Here is a 14,682-nt window from a genome sequence, read left to right on the forward strand (position 1 = left end):
GATTGTACAGTATTTTCACTTAATTGTTCTGATTGTACAGTATTTTCACTTAATTGTTCTGATTGTACAGTATTTTCACTACTCTTGTTTTCTTCTTTGTTCATGATATCTCCTGAATCTGACATATGCCAGTATTAAACTGCTAAATTTAAATCACACAAAAATTCGCACTAACAGGTGACTTGCATTTATTATGGGGATAAAGATTTTTGATTCAAGTCTAATGAATATGGAAAATTTATGAAAAAAATATTTAATACGATTGCTATTATTGGTAAAGTAAAAAATCAACAAGCAATAGAAACCCATAAGGAACTATATCCCTGGTTAACTTCAATAGGCTACCAAGTTTTTGTTGATGATAGATTAAGTGAAACTCTGCATGATATCGATATACCAAGAAAAAAATTTTTAAATCTTATAGAGCTTGGAAAGAAAGCTGAACTAGCAATTGTCGTAGGCGGAGATGGTAATATGCTTGGAGCAGCACGTGTTCTCTCAAGGTCTAATATTCTCGTAATTGGTATAAATCGTGGCAATCTAGGATTTTTGACAGCTATAGACCCTGAAAATCTTCGATTGATTTTAAAAGATGTGCTTGCCGGAAAATACTTCGTTGAAAAACGGTTTTTATTAGAAACTGAAATTTATCATCATAAACAGATAAAAAGCCAAAATTTAGCACTAAACGAAGCTGTATTGCATTCAAGTCAAGTAGCTCACATGATCGAATTCGAAGTCTATATCGATGATACTTTTGCTTTTTCTCAACGATCGGATGGTCTAATTATATCTACACCAACAGGTTCAACTGCTTACTCACTATCAAGTGGAGGTCCAATTGTATCTCCTGATTTAAACGCTATAACTTTAGTACCAATGTCCCCACATACACTATCAAGTAGACCTTTAGTGATCAATAGCAAGCATATAATAAGACTTATTGTATCTTCTAATAACTATGGTAATCAAGAAATAATCTGTGATGGACAAAACTCCTTGTTAGTATCACCTGGTGATGAAATACTTATCTACCAAAATAGCAATCTTCTACATTTACTTCATCCTAGAAGTTATAACTATTATCATGTATTACGTAATAAATTAGGTTGGTTAAACAAATCATGTTAAAAAAATAGTTATCGAGAATATGTCACTTTTATAATTTAGTATTACTGTTATAATCGGAACACTTTATTTTATTTAAATTCTTAAACTAATTAAGTTGATTTATATAAAAAATACTATTCAGAAGAATTTTAATAGTGATATTTAAAAAATTATTTTTTTCTTGCTTATTACTACTCATATCCGTTATCTCATTAATGGGTTGTTCGAGTCTTCAAAGGCTCGTTTACCGCATTGATATTAGGCAAGGCAATTATGTTGAACAAAAATCTGTAGATAAACTAAGATTTGGCATGTCTAAAGAACAAGTTCGATATATTATGGGTTCCCCAATGTTAATTGAAAATAATCACATTAATACTTGGTATTATATCTATTATTATGCTAAGAATCACAATAATCCAGTGCAAAAAAATCTAATTCTGAATTTTAATTCATCGGAAAAACTTATTGATTTTTCTGGGGACTTTGCAATTAATTTATTTTTTAATAATATTTAATTCAAATATTATTAATAGGTTAAATCTTAGAAACACCTTATTTACGATTCTGTTTTATTCTCTTGATTCGTATTTCTTTAGGGTCACCAAGCAAAGGCCGATAAATTTCAATACGATCTTCATTTTGTGCTTTTGAGTCTAATGTTACATTTCGACCAAATATTCCTATTTTATTTTTAAGAAAATTGATTTCTGGATATAATTTTAATATTCCAGACTGCTTAATAATATTTTCTATAGTCATGCTTTTATGAACTGATAAATAAAATACTTGTTGTTCATGAGGAAGCGCATATACAACCTCAACATTAATTATATTAACTTGAATTTTCACAGCATCCATATACCTGTTTAGCTCGTTTAGTAAAAGCATTTACTATACTATTAGCAGATTCAATTAAAAAAGCATTAAATGCTAGTTCAATCAATCTATTTGAAAACTCAAACTCTAATTCTAACTTTACCTGGCAGGCTGTTTTATTGAGCAAAACAAAATTCCATCCCCCTTTTAAAATTTTAAAAGGACCATCAATTAAATTCATGATAATAGAAGAACTAGCAATAAGTGTATTTGATGTTATAAAAGTTTTAGTAATGCCTAATCTAGATACATTAATAGAAGCAATCATTTGACTATCAGAAGATTCAATTATAGAAGAACCTGAGCAACTAGGTAAAAATTCTGGATACCTAGCTACATCTTTTACTAAATCAAACATTTCTTCTACGCTAAATGAGACTAATTCGGAATAACTGACTCGATTCATAATATCTATCCCTCATATTTTTTTAAAAATGTGAAACATATGTTATTTTTATTGATTGTAATGGTAACTACAGAATTTCTTATACAAAAATTAAATCACATGATGGAAAGATTATGATAAAAAAAAAAAGGGAAAACCCATAGCAATATAATTACTTTTAACAAACAAGCTCAATATGAATATTCTATTAGTGAAGAAATGGAAGCTGGTTTAGCGTTATATGGATGGGAAGTTAAGTCCCTTCGTCATAGAAAAACTAATATTGTAGGAAGCTATGTTTTTATACGAAAAAATGAAGCTTTTATTAGTGGAATGGTTATATCTCCTTTGAATCAAGCATGCTCTCATATAACTAAAAATCCAAACCGTATTCGTAAATTACTGCTGAAACGTATTGAGTTAGATAGCCTATTTGGTTCTATTAATAAAAAAAGTATGACTCTAATAGCACTATCAGTATATTGGGTTCGTTCATGGATAAAAATTAAAATTGGTGTTGCAAAAGGGAAAAAAAGACATGATAAACGTCTTGATTTTAAAGAAAAAGATTGGGCTCGTGAAAAAGCAAGAATTATGAAAAGCAAACTACGTTAATAAAAATAAAAATTCTTGTTAGAAGAACTAGACAAACTATATTTTTATCGGTACCATTTCAGTAGGAGAGAGTATTGGGGCTGTTCCAGGATTCGACAAAAATTTTGAAGTTTGAGGTGCATGTCGTGGGGTGGTTTGCCACGTTAAAAGCCACATTAAAATAGTCGCAAACGACGAAAACTACGCATTAGCAGCTTAATAAACTGTTTATTGCTCTCCCTACTCAGCTTTGGCTCGTTAAGACGAGGATTCATGGGAGATTTAAACTAAAACGCGCTAGCTCAGTATCTTTGCCTGAAAGATAAAGGGTGAAATTAAATCAGGTTAGCCTTTTGTGCAATGCGCTGTCGATTCGCAAGCATTGGTGAATTCTAAAAAATTGACTAAGCATGTAGTGCTGATTATGGATAGTTTTTGGACGCGGGTTCGACTCCCGCCAGCTCCACCAAGACCAAGTTCAAGTTAAAAATCAATATGATACGTTTTTATTTGTTTGAATGTTTTTTTTTAAGGCTACCTAGTCATTTTTTTTACAAAAACCACTACAAAAAGCGCCATAGTAAAGTTTCCAATAAAAGCTTCCAGTGTCGCCACAAGCTTGGCAATACCAACTGGGTATATGTCTCCGTAACCTAAAGTGGTAAATGTAACAACGCTAAAATAAATTGCGTTTAGAAATTCAAATGCATAACGCTCCCAGCTATTCTCAATATGAGAATGAGATAGATTTTCTATTGCAGCAGTACCTAAGATAAAATATGCAACGGAACAAGACATTATTAAAAACAAGGAAAATAAAATAACTTTCGCTGGAGATTCACCATAACCACAAAAAATATCAACAAGCTTAGAGATGGCTCTGCGTGCGCTAATCAATGGTGTTTGATAACGCCTGAAACGCATTTCCTTTTGAAAAAAGGAGCCAGCTGTTTCAAATAAACCTTGCTTATCACACTGTTTTCTAATATTCCGACATACTTCTTCTGCTTCTTGATAAAGTGAAATGAGGTTTTCATCATTTTTGTTTAGGTTTACTAACACCTCTCGTTCTTGTTTTAGCCCTTTCCCCCAATGAATATTTTCAAGACGAGCACGAGATAAATCGGCACCTAATAAATTACAATTATCTAATTTGGCACAATGTAAATTAGCGCAAACTAACTTACACTTCATTAAAGATGAACCTCGTAAATCTAATCGAAAAAAATGCGCTTGACTTAAATCAGCACGATAAAAATCTGCATTCCGACAAGAAAAACCAAATTGATTTCCTTTATTAACCAAATTAAGATCTACTAAATATGTTCTAGCTAATTGAAAACCATCTAAAGGCCTACCAGTAGTAGCCCATTCTTCAATGTCGTCCTTTATATCGTCATTACTTTTATCAATTAAGGGATCATGCCAATAACATAGGCCAGATCTACCGGATGGTTGATCACAATACCAACCATCAAGGTTTTGATAATTACATCGACCTATTTTTAATTTCATATTGTCCGCCCCATACAGGCGGTAATGTTATATTCAAAATAAACCTTAAAAAAAGAAAATTTAGAATTAAGTTTTTTAAACAAATTGAAAAAGAGGTATACATAGGCATTATAATCATATTAAATTAGCTAAAGTTTGGAATAATACTATTTAAATTATCTTATTTAACTACTTTTTTTATTTAATTTTTCTTCCCAATAACTTGCACCTTTAATACCTAATTTTACTGGATTAAAAGTATACTTAACTATGCCTTTTCTTTTTTGATCTTCATAATCTATAAGAGACTTTATAGCTGGTTTAGAAATGAAAAAAATAATCAGCATACTTACAACGTTGCACCAGGCCATTAAACCAACACCAAGATCACCCATTGTCCATGCCAATTCAGCTTCTTCTAAGGTACCGTAGAACACAGCAGTTATTAACACTATCTTCAATATAGTCATTAACCCTTTAACTTTTATAGTACGATAAATGTAGGCAATATTAGTTTCTGCGATATAATAGTAGGCAAGTATAGTAGTAAAAGCAAAAAAGAACAATGCTAATGAAACAAATAACCTATCTATTCCAGGTAGAGCTCTTTCAATAGCAATTTGTGTAAAAATAGGTCCATTTGCACTAACATTATCTGCTAAATTTTGTATTATAAGTCTACCATCTATTCCATAAACATTATAAGCATTAGTGATAAGAATCATAAAGCCAGTTGCAGAACACACTAATAAAGTATCAATGTAAATAGAAAAAGATTGCACAAGACCTTGTTGAGTAGGGTGTTCAACATTTGCTGCTGCAGCAGCATGAGGACCAGTACCTTGACCTGCTTCATTAGAATAAACACCACGTTTAACACCCCAACCAATAGCTGCTCCAATACCTGCCATCGGACTAAATGCATCATTTATAATCATATAAAAAACACGAGGTATTTCTGAGAAATTTAAAGCTATAACGATAAAAGCTACAATCATATAGCCTAATGCCATAAAAGGCACTGCAATTTTTGTAAAATTTGCAATACGTTTTACGCCACCAAAAATGATGCTAGCAAGAAGAATAGAAATAATTAACCCTGTAGAAAATTTTACAAAACTAAATGTACCAAAAAAACTTTCAATTATTAGAACTGGACCTAATGCAGCTTCTACTGCATGAGCAATACTATTAGATTGAACACCTGGAAGAAGTATCCCACAAGATACAATACTCACAAGAGCAAAAATCCAAGAATAGCTTTTGATTCCTATTGTTTTTTCAATGTAATAAGCAGGACCACCACGAAACTCTTTACCATCGTCTTCTTTATAGATTTGAGCAAGCGTAGATTCTATATATGCTGTAGCTGCACCAAATAAAGCAACCATCCACATCCAAAACATTGCACCAGGGCCACCAAAACCAATAGCTGAAGCAACACCTGCAATATTACCAGTCCCTACACGACCAGACAATGATACAGACATAGCTTGAAAAGAAGAAATACCTTTATCAGAGGATTTTCCAAAAAATAATAATCTCCACATTTCAATAAAATGACGAACCTGAACAAATCTGGTTATAATTGAATAAAATAAACCAGCCCCTAAACATAAATAAACTAAAGCAGGGCTCCAGATAATTCCATCTAAATAATTGATTAATGACTGCATAAACATTTCCCTATTGTATTAATTGATTATCAGGTAATAAGTTAACAGATTTATAATTTATCTAAAAAAAACATTAAAACTCCAATCATTCTATATGTTTTACTCTAGCAAATTTTATTTACAAGCGTAAAAAATAAAGCTGTAGCAATCTTGAGTGATTGATTGATAACTACTAAAAAATGGAAGTAAGTGTAATTTCTTAGGTAAGAATAGATAGGAGTATAGATATATTTAAACATAAAAAACGATAATTTTACTTTTAAATTGAACATTGCTATATAATAAACCAAACGCAATTTTTAATGTACGTCCATGAATAAAATATTTCACCTTGATCAATATATTTTTAAAACTAGATATTTTAAGTTAACTAATTTAGTGATTTAATTCATTCCCATTCAATGGTTGCAGGTGGTTTTCCAGAAATATCGTAGACAACACGTGAAATACCTTCTACTTCATTAATAATTCGATTAGAAACCTTATTTAAAAAATCGTATGGTAAATGTGCCCAACGTGCTGTCATAAAATCAATCGTTTCAACAGCACGTAATGAAATAACCCAATCATATTTACGAGTGTCTCCCATTACACCAACAGAACGTATAGGAAGAAATACACAGAATGCTTGAGAAACCTTGTCATATAACTTAGCCCGATACAATTCTTGTATAAAAATAATGTCTGTTTTTCGCAATAAATCACAATATTCTTTCTTAATCTCACCAAGAACACGAACCGCTAACCCTGGACCTGGAAAAGGATGACGATAAAGCATATTACTAGGAAGGCCTAGTTCTAAACCAATTTGACGAACTTCATCTTTAAATAATTCCCTTAAAGGCTCAACAAGACCCATTTCCATACTATCAGGAAGACCCGCTACATTATGATGAGACTTAATAGAATGTGATTTTCCTATCTTGGAAGCAGCAGATTCAATAATATCTGGATAAATTGTACCTTGGGCTAACCAATTAGCATTTTTAAGTTTTTTAGCTTCTTCATTAAAAACATCAATAAATATAGAGCCGATGATCATGCGCTTTTTTTCTGGATCATGTATACCTTTTAGCGCTGAAAGAAAACGATCTTCTGCATTAACATGAATAATTTTAAAATGGAATTGGCTACTAAACATTGCCATAAGCTCGATAGATTCATTTAAACGAAGAAGACCATTATCAATAAATACACAAGTTAATTTATTGCCAATTGCTTTCTGTACAAGCATAGCTGTTACAGAAGAATCAAGACCTCCTGACAAACCAAGAATAACTTCATCTTTACCTACAAGGTTTTTAATATAAGTAATCGCATTTTCAATAATAAAACTGGAAGTCCATAAACGCTTACAATTACATATGTTCAATACGAAATTTGCTAATATTTTAACACCATTTTTAGTATGAGTTACCTCTGGATGAAATTGAACACCATAATACTTTTTTTCTTCATCTGCTATTGCTGAATAAAAACATGAATTAGTTTCTGCAATTTTAAGAAAATTATCCGGAATTTTAATAACTTGGTCCCCATGACTCATCCAAACATCCTGAATCTCTTTAAGACCTTGAAATAATAAATTAGAATTATTGGTAATCTTAACAGATGCATAACCAAACTCTCGATAATCAGAAGATATAACCTTTCCTCCTAACTGTTCAGCCATCACTTGCATGCCATAACATATACCAAATATTGGGACACCAGAATCAAATATATATTGTGAAATACGTGGAGAATTAATTTTTGTTACGCTTTCAGGACCACCAGATAAAATAATACCGCGAGGATTAAATTGGTAAATATCTTCTTTGTCTGCATTCCAATTCATCAATTTGCAATAAACACCTATCTCACGAACACGCCGAGCTATTAATTGTGTATACTGAGAGCCAAAATCTAAGATTAAAATGCACTGATTAGAAATATTCTTACTCATCTTTAGATAGTCTTATTAAAATTACAAATCAGTATTAAATTGCAGATTGCACTGGAGCTATTTCATGAAACTAACTATAAAATAAAAGAAAAAATAGAGCTAAAATCCACTATAACTACAATATCTATTTAATTATTCTTAATTGAGAATTATATTCTATTTTTGACTTATTAAATAATTAAATCTGATTAAATTATCCCAAACGATAATTAGGCGCTTCTTTTGTAATCTGCACATCATGCACATGTGATTCTGTCATTCCTGCTCCTGAAATACGAACTAGCTGAACCTTAGTACGCATATCTTCAATTGTTGAGGAACCTGTTAAACCCATGCTTGAACGAAGACCACCCATTTGCTGGTAAATTATTTCTTTTAGATAGCCTTTATATGAAATTCGACCTTCAATTCCTTCAGGGACCAGTTTATCAGATGAATCACTAGATTGAAAATAACGATCTGAAGAACCTTGGAACATAGCAGCTAATGAACCCATACCACGATATGTTTTATAAGAGCGACCTTGATATAAAATAATTTCACCTGGAGCTTCATCAGTACCAGCAAACATTGAACCGACCATAACACATGATGCTCCTGCTACAATTGCTTTGCATATATCACCAGAAAAACGAATTCCCCCATCCGCTATAACAGGAATACCATGTTTTTCTGCTACTGATGCAGAATCAGAAATAGCAGTAATTTGAGGAATACCCACACCAGTTACAATCCGAGTAGTGCAAATAGAACCAGGACCAATACCTACTTTAACTGCACTAACACCTGCTTCAATCAATGCTAAAGCACCAGAAGATGTTGCAACATTACCAGCAACAATATCAAGATCTGGATATGCAGAACGAGTCTCACGAATACAATTTAAAACTCCTAAAGAATGCCCATGAGAAGAATCTATAAGCAATACATCAACACCTGCTTTAATCAATGCCTCTACTCGTTCTTGATTATGTATAGTAGCACTAACAGCAGCACCAACACGTAATCGACCTTTAGAATCTTTACATGCATTAGGTTTAGATTCTGCTTTATGAAAATCTTTTGCAGTGATCATACCCGTTAATTGAAACTTATCATTTACTACTAATACTTTCTCTACTCGAGCTTTATGCATTTCCTCTTCAACTTCTTTGCGAGATGTTCTTTCCTTAACGGCTACCAAAGATTCTTTTCTAGTCATAACAGTTTCGACTTTTTTAGAAAGATCTGTAACAAAACGAATATCACGACCGGTAATAATACCGACAAGTTCACTATTGTCAGTAACTACGGGGAAACCAGCAAAACCATGTTTTTCTGTTAATGATATAACGTCTGATATCGTAGCGTCTGGTTGAACAGTAATAGGAGAAGATATTACACCTGTTTCAAAAATTTTTACTAAATGGACCTGCTCTGCTTGTTTTTCAATTGACATGTTTTTATGAATAAAACCAATACCACCTTCTTGAGCAAGGGCAATTGCCAAACGAGCTTCTGTTACGGTATCCATAGATGCTGATACCATTGGAATATTTAACATAATATCCTTAGTAAGCTGAGTACGGAGATCAGCAGCATTAGGAAGAATACTTGATTCTGCTGGGACGAGTAAGACATCGTCAAAAGTTAAGGCCTCTTTTGCAATTCGTAGCATCTATAAATATCTCATAACAAAATTATTCACGTAACAAAAATTAACTAACTTATTGTATCCGTATCATCATCAACTACTGCAACAAAGCTAATTAAATTAGTACGACATTATACACAAAGAAAAATCTGTACTAGAAATTTTTATACTTTTTATTTGCATTTAAATGTCACAGTATGTTAGGTATCTCAAAATTATATTCTAAATAAAAGAAATGAAAATATGCTTTTTTCAACCAATCAGAATATTTTTACTGTATCTCGTCTTAACTCTGAAGTTAAGACGCTTCTTGAAAATAAAATTGGCTTCCTTTGCTTAGTGGGTGAAATATCCAACCTATCCATGCCAATATCTGGCCACTGGTATTTTACACTAAAAGACGCTCATGCTCAAATCAAGTGTGCAATGTTTAAAAACAATAATATGCGAGTAAATTTCAAACCTAAAAATGGTGAAGCAGTGATAGTTAAGGCTCGTCTCTCTGTTTATGAACCTCGTGGAGATTATCAGTTAATAATACAAAATATGCAGATAAAAGGTGAAGGAAGACTTCAACAAGAGTTTTATGAATTAAAAATCAAATTAAAAAATGAAGGATTATTCTCAAGTCTCTGTAAGAAAAAAATACCTAAAAAGCTTAAAAATGTTGGAATAATTACTTCAAAAACTGGAGCCGCTCTTTTTGATATACTCAAGGTGCTAAAACGTCGTGACCCTAATCTATCAATAATAATCTACCCTACTGTAGTTCAAGGTGCTCATGCGGTACTAAAAATATCAGAAGCAATTCTTCTAGCTAATAACCGTAATGAATGTGATGTAATTATCATTGCACGAGGTGGTGGTTCTTTAGAAGATTTGTCCTCTTTTAACCAGGAAAGAGTTGCACGTACTATTGCTAATAGCAAAATACCAATAATTAGTGCTATCGGTCATGAAACAGATGTAACCATCACTGATTTAGTATCCGATATCCGTGCATCAACACCTTCAGTAGCGGCAGAAATGGTTAGTCATGATAGAAAAAACCAAGAAAAAAATTTAATGAATATATATTATAAAATAGTTAGCACTATCCAACATCATCTATTTCTTCAACAGAAAAAAATAACTGAGTATTATCATAGTCTAGAAAAAAAACATCCAAATTATCAAATTAATAAAGAATATCAACGACTAGATATTCTAGAAAGTTCTTTAAATTATCTAATTAAAAACTACATTTCTAACTGTAAACAAAAAAATCAGCGCAACAAACAAGAATTAAAATTATATTCCCCAAAAAATCTTTTAGAAAAACTAGAAAAACAACTAATATATGATGAACAAAAATTAATTGATATTACTAAAAAAAAATTGCTTAATAATCAGTATCAATTTTCTTTAATTCTAGAAGCATTAAACGCTATCAGCCCCATAGCTACTCTGAAACGTGGCTATTCAATTACACAAACAAAAGAAGGAATTATACTTCGCTCTAGTTGCAAAATAAAAACTGGAGATCAATTAAAAACAAAACTATTTGATGGAGAAATTCTGTCTACTGTGAATTAAACCATATTATTTTTGAAACAAGATAAAAAGCAATAACTGGAGATTTCTTTAACTTTATTTTAATTTAACACTAAATGGATTATCACTATTATGAAATTTAATATGAATAGGTGTTCCTATAATCCCTAAAGATTTACGATAATAATTTACCAAGTAACGTTTGTAAGAATCTGGGATCCCATTAAGTAAATTGCCATGAATCACTACAACTGGAGGATTATAGCCACCAGGATGTGCGTACTTCAATTTTACTCGATGAAGACCTACTATTGGTGGTTGATGATCAGAAGTTGCCATTTTTAAGATACGCGTTAATGTTGAAGCACCAAGACGCATAGTTGCAGCTTTATAAGATTCCTGTACAGATTTAAATACAGATCTAATCCCATTACCATGAAGAGCTGAAATAAAGTGAATACGAACAAAATTAATAAAGTGTAACCGACGATCTAGTTCTTTCCTCAGATATATTTTTTTTTCTTTAGATAAAGCATCCCACTTGTTAACAACAATTACAATGGAGCAACCAGTATTTAATATCATACCAAGTATACTTAAGTCTTGCTCAGAGATATGTTCATGAGCATCTATAATAAACAAAACAACATTAGAATCTTTTACCGATGCTAGTGTTTTAATTACTGAAAATTTTTCGGCTATTTCATCAATATTTTTACGACGTCGTATACCAGCTGTATCAATTAATATATACTTATGTCCATTTCGTTTTGTTGGAATATAAATAGAATCACGTGTAGTTCCTGCTATATTATCTACTATGACACGTTCTTTGCCCAAAATACGATTTATTAAAGTCGATTTACCAACATTAGGACGACCAATAATGGCAAGCTTAATCGAGGGTACCATTAAGGAGCTAGATTTCTCCTTTGTTATATGATCCTGATGAATCAATGCGTTAGAAAATAAATTCAATCCATACTCAATAAGAATTTTTATACCATGACCATTCAATGCAGAAATTGGAAAGATACACTTAAAACCTAATTGCCAAAATTCTGATATTGCAACACCAGAATCAATACCCTCAATTTTATTGACTACAAGTATAGTTGTTTTTTTAATTCGATGTAAATGTTTAGAAATTAGTTGATCTTTAATTGTTAAACCTACACGGGCATCCAATATAAACAATACGACATCAGCCTCATTAATTGCAGTTGATGTCTGCTTGACTATTTTGCTTTCTAAACTTTGCTGAACATTAGCATTATCAATACCACCAGTATCAACTACTATGAATGATTGGTTATCATATTTAGCACGACCGTATTTACGATCACGTGTCAAACCGGGGAAATTAGCAACAAGTGCCTCCCTAGTATGAGTTAATCGATTAAACAAAGTCGATTTACCAACATTAGGACGACCAATAATAGCAAAAACAGGGAGCATAAAACCTCTTGTCAATATGAATTTCTAGTTTAATATGCTTAAGTAAAAAGAAAGAACAAGGTTTTAAATTACAATAGTCCAACTAAAGTTAACCTATTTATATATGAATATAAATTTAAAATAATAACACATGATCTAATTAATCTTAAATTTCCTTACTTCTCCATTACGTGTAGTTAATAAATATCCCTCAGGAAGTTCAATTGGTCCAACTGAAAAACCACTATAATGAACTCTATATTGAGTAATAAACTCACCAGTTCTTCGATCAATCCAATGTAAATAACCTTTATTATCCCCAACGACAAGATATTCCTTAATAATTTTTGGATCAGTTACAACACGATCTCTTAGTTGTTCATTTTTCCAAATTTCATTTCCATTCTTTATATCTACGGCTACAAGACAATTATTATCAGTTGTAATGAATATACGATTACCATCGCTCTGTATATCTTTTTCAGAAGAATAAGGGCTTTCCCAAATAAATTGGCCAGAATTCAAATCGATGGCAACTAACTGAGTATTAACACCTATTACAAAAATCGTATTTCCTAAAAGCAATGGTGATGCATCTATATCCACAATATGATTAACCTTCATATTCTTTTTACTAGTCGTTTTTCTAATTGCTTTTTTCCAAATTAATTTTCCTTGTTCTAGGTTTGCTGCAGCTAAAAAACCATCTGTAGTTCCCCAAAAAACGGTATCAAAACCAATTACAGGAACACTATCCCCACGCAAACTAATGTTTGGTACTGTAGTACTAATAATCCAATTTTGTTGACCTGTTTGTTGATCTAATGAAAGCAACATACCTTGATTAGTATTAACTATTACCATATTATTACTGGTAACGGGGACAGTAAGCAATTCACTACCAATCCTAACATTCCATATTAGCTTACCAGTCTGAGCGTCTAATGATATTAATTTACCGTTTTCACTACCAATAAATAATTTTCCGTACGCGGCTGAAATTCCACCAGATAAACGAGCTGAAATATTATTTTCCTCAAGACTGGTTTCCCATAGCGTATGTCCATTTTTTGGATCTAATGCTTTAACTAAACCACTTCTGCTTGCTATATAAATTTTTCCATAAGCATACTTTGGACTTAATTTTGAGATATGATATCCAACCCCTTCACCAACGGATGTTTTCCATTCCTGCAGTTGTATAATCTCATTTTTGCTATTTTTGTAAGAAAATGAAGAAGTAGCTAGATCTTTTACCTGAACACAACCTAGACTTAGAAAAACATGCATACATACTATAAGAATAAAAATACTACCAATTCTCTTTTTAGTGTTCATGTATATCTAACCCTATATGACCCAAATCATTTAATTTCATTTTTAAGATTTGGTCCCCTTGTTGTCTTGTCTTTAAAGCTTGGACATACATAGAACGTGCAGATTCTATATCGCCTTTTCTTAACAAAATATCACCGTGAAGTTCTTTAACTCTGCTTTCCCAAAGCTGAACTTTGATAGCAGATAATTCAAAAATAGCAGCGTCAAAATCAGCTTGCTCAAGTTGAATACGAGCAATACGATAAGAAATAATTGAGCTTAATGTTTTATCTCTAGTATTGGTTTTAGCCCATTGTAACCGGGATAATGCTTCATCAAAATTACCTGCTTCTACCGCTACTTTAGCCAATTGTAATGCTGTTAATATAGAATATTCAGAATGCTTATTTGAATCAATAAAGTTCTCAATTTGATTTATATTACTCTCAGTCTGCACTTTTAGCTCTGAAATGAGATTCACATATTCTTGAGAAACTATTTCCTGTTTTCTAAAAATGATATCTTGGTAATAAATCCAGCTGCATAAAATAGCTAAACCTATTATGACAATAAAAAAAACAATCCAAGCATAACTATGCCATTTTTTTTTAACGGTCATAATTGGTTTTTCTTTAACAAAACCAAACAACGTTCTATTGTTCCTATACTATTTATAAAA

The 14,682-nt window shown here is 31.7% G+C and carries 11 protein-coding genes, 1 other RNA gene and 2 pseudogenes; 5 read left to right on the top strand and 9 right to left on the bottom strand.

All coding sequences use genetic code 11. From position 1 onward, the window contains the following. Positions 1-240 precede the first annotated feature (240 nt). Both nadK and bamE read left to right on the top strand, forming a co-directional pair. Positions 241-1,131 carry an NAD(+) kinase gene (gene nadK / locus CF66_RS04270; protein ID WP_034411824.1) on the top strand — a complete coding sequence of 297 codons (891 nt, stop codon included), beginning with the start codon at positions 241-243 and terminating at the stop codon, positions 1,129-1,131. Between the two features lie 134 nt (positions 1,132-1,265). Continuing rightward, complete coding sequence (gene bamE, locus CF66_RS04275) at positions 1,266-1,628, top strand: outer membrane protein assembly factor BamE (RefSeq protein WP_034411825.1); 363 nt, start codon at positions 1,266-1,268, stop codon at positions 1,626-1,628. A 37-nt stretch (positions 1,629-1,665) separates the two neighbouring features. Here bamE and CF66_RS04280 read toward each other — a convergent pair whose 3' ends face one another. Together CF66_RS04280 and CF66_RS04285 are read right to left on the bottom strand one after the other, a co-directional pair. Next, the gene (locus CF66_RS04280) at positions 1,666-1,971 is read right to left on the bottom strand and encodes an RnfH family protein (protein ID WP_034411827.1); all 306 of its coding nucleotides are present in this window, start codon (positions 1,969-1,971) and stop codon (positions 1,666-1,668) included. Then, positions 1,946-2,395 (bottom strand): SRPBCC family protein, encoded by a 450-nt coding sequence (locus CF66_RS04285; RefSeq protein WP_016503987.1) that lies wholly within the window; start codon positions 2,393-2,395, stop codon positions 1,946-1,948. The genes CF66_RS04280 and CF66_RS04285 overlap by 26 nt, the downstream gene beginning before the upstream one ends. Positions 2,396-2,515: 120 nt before the next feature. Here CF66_RS04285 and smpB point away from each other — a divergent pair. After that, positions 2,516-2,989, top strand: a pseudogene (gene smpB, locus CF66_RS04290) (SsrA-binding protein SmpB); the annotation flags it as partial. 76 nt (positions 2,990-3,065) lie between these two features. Then, positions 3,066-3,437, top strand: a transfer-messenger RNA (tmRNA) gene (gene ssrA, locus CF66_RS04295). A 65-nt stretch (positions 3,438-3,502) separates the two neighbouring features. Here the strand turns inward: ssrA and CF66_RS04300 are convergent. The 4 genes from CF66_RS04300 to guaB all read right to left on the bottom strand — a co-directional run bounded on the left by CF66_RS04300 (position 3,503) and on the right by guaB (position 9,740). Continuing rightward, positions 3,503-4,483, bottom strand: coding sequence for an ion channel (locus CF66_RS04300; protein WP_034411828.1), 981 nt, complete (start codon positions 4,481-4,483; stop codon positions 3,503-3,505). Between the two features lie 164 nt (positions 4,484-4,647). Next, complete coding sequence (locus tag CF66_RS04305) at positions 4,648-6,138, bottom strand: alanine/glycine:cation symporter family protein (RefSeq protein WP_016503984.1); 1,491 nt, start codon at positions 6,136-6,138, stop codon at positions 4,648-4,650. Positions 6,139-6,526: 388 nt separating this feature from the next. After that, positions 6,527-8,083 (bottom strand): glutamine-hydrolyzing GMP synthase, encoded by a 1,557-nt coding sequence (gene guaA / locus CF66_RS04310; protein WP_016503983.1) that lies wholly within the window; start codon positions 8,081-8,083, stop codon positions 6,527-6,529. Between the two features lie 193 nt (positions 8,084-8,276). Continuing rightward, positions 8,277-9,740, bottom strand: a complete 1,464-nt coding sequence (gene guaB / locus CF66_RS04315) for an IMP dehydrogenase (RefSeq protein ID WP_016503982.1) — start codon at positions 9,738-9,740, stop codon at positions 8,277-8,279. 219 nt (positions 9,741-9,959) lie between these two features. Between guaB and xseA the strand changes: the two genes are divergently transcribed. Continuing rightward, entirely contained in the window at positions 9,960-11,291 is a 1,332-nt protein-coding gene (xseA, locus tag CF66_RS04320) for an exodeoxyribonuclease VII large subunit (RefSeq protein WP_016503981.1), read from the top strand. Between the two features lie 63 nt (positions 11,292-11,354). On the opposite strand, the pseudogene der reads toward xseA, so the two are convergent. From der to CF66_RS04335, 3 genes and pseudogenes are all read right to left on the bottom strand, one after another. Then, positions 11,355-12,707 (bottom strand): annotated as a pseudogene (gene der / locus CF66_RS04325) (ribosome biogenesis GTPase Der); the annotation flags it as partial. A gap of 135 nt (positions 12,708-12,842) precedes the next feature. Beyond that, positions 12,843-14,024, bottom strand: a complete 1,182-nt coding sequence (gene bamB / locus CF66_RS04330) for an outer membrane protein assembly factor BamB (protein WP_052541678.1) — start codon at positions 14,022-14,024, stop codon at positions 12,843-12,845. Next, complete coding sequence (locus tag CF66_RS04335; protein WP_034411830.1) at positions 14,014-14,652, bottom strand: YfgM family protein; 639 nt, start codon at positions 14,650-14,652, stop codon at positions 14,014-14,016. Before CF66_RS04335 ends, bamB begins: the two co-directional genes overlap by 11 nt. Positions 14,653-14,682: the final 30 nt, after the last annotated feature.

The organism is Candidatus Photodesmus anomalopis (assembly GCF_000731785.2).
Classification (GTDB): Bacteria; Pseudomonadota; Gammaproteobacteria; order Enterobacterales; family Vibrionaceae; genus Vibrio; species Vibrio anomalopis.

Excerpts from the sequence above, each read along its gene's own strand:
- nadK (WP_034411824.1), top strand. The coding sequence starts at position 241 with ATGAAAAAAATATTTAATACGATTGCTATTATTGGTAAAGTAAAAAAT.
- CF66_RS04280 (WP_034411827.1), bottom strand. The coding sequence starts at position 1,971 with ATGGATGCTGTGAAAATTCAAGTTAATATAATTAATGTTGAGGTTGTA.
- CF66_RS04285 (WP_016503987.1), bottom strand. The coding sequence starts at position 2,395 with ATGAATCGAGTCAGTTATTCCGAATTAGTCTCATTTAGCGTAGAAGAA.
- CF66_RS04300 (WP_034411828.1), bottom strand. The coding sequence starts at position 4,483 with ATGAAATTAAAAATAGGTCGATGTAATTATCAAAACCTTGATGGTTGG.
- CF66_RS04305 (WP_016503984.1), bottom strand. The coding sequence starts at position 6,138 with ATGCAGTCATTAATCAATTATTTAGATGGAATTATCTGGAGCCCTGCT.
- guaA (WP_016503983.1), bottom strand. The coding sequence starts at position 8,083 with ATGAGTAAGAATATTTCTAATCAGTGCATTTTAATCTTAGATTTTGGC.
- guaB (WP_016503982.1), bottom strand. The coding sequence starts at position 9,740 with ATGCTACGAATTGCAAAAGAGGCCTTAACTTTTGACGATGTCTTACTC.
- xseA (WP_016503981.1), top strand. The coding sequence starts at position 9,960 with ATGCTTTTTTCAACCAATCAGAATATTTTTACTGTATCTCGTCTTAAC.
- bamB (WP_052541678.1), bottom strand. The coding sequence starts at position 14,024 with ATGAACACTAAAAAGAGAATTGGTAGTATTTTTATTCTTATAGTATGT.